The sequence below is a fragment of the Limnospira sp. PMC 289.06 genome, from assembly GCF_032350395.1.
GTDB classification, from domain to species: domain Bacteria; phylum Cyanobacteriota; class Cyanobacteriia; order Cyanobacteriales; family Microcoleaceae; genus Limnospira; species Limnospira platensis.
The window spans coordinates 1-595 of sequence record NZ_JARPLC010000437.1; the positions used below are offsets into that span (position 1 = coordinate 1).

At 46.2% G+C, this 595-nt stretch carries 1 protein-coding gene; it reads right to left on the bottom strand.

Going from position 1 to position 595, the window contains the following annotated elements; all coding sequences use genetic code 11:
* A partial coding sequence (locus tag P5674_RS25645; protein WP_315670470.1) for a GUN4 domain-containing protein occupies nt 1-595 on the bottom strand: 595 nt, incomplete at both ends.

The following is a 595-nucleotide window of genomic DNA, read 5'->3' on the forward strand; positions in this document are numbered from 1 at the left end:
TTGGCTGACCCGGGGGAAAACGTATAATCTTTCCAACTCAACCACGACCCACCCACTCGCCATCCTACCTCGTCTGCAAACCGATATACGATTGTATCACCTGGATACGATCCATCGGGCTTTCCCCCACAATTGATGTAAATTTGCTTCTGGACACTAAACCCGAAGTGTCCGTTACTGTGTTTAACCCAAAGACCATCGATGATTCGCAAATCCTCGCCGGGAAAGTTTTTGATATCATCGTCGTCTAAATATCTCCTAGAGGTTTTTTGTGCCACCGCTAACATCATCTTAGCCGTTTCTTTGTCGGCAGCTTTCCAGTTGCCTGATTTCAATAATCTGTTGAGTTCGGTATAATCAAAACCAGAAGATGAAGACACGATGGGAGTTTCTTGCACTTGTTCGACCATCGGCTGTAGTTGAGATACGATCGCTTTATTCTGGGATTGGAGTTGAGATGCGATCGCTTCTATCTGCGATTCTAGGCGTGATTGGGATTGAGATGCGATCGCTTCTATCTGCGATTCTATCCTTGATAGCGATTGGGATTGAGATGCGATCGCTTCATTCTGGGATTGGAGTTGAGAGGCGATCG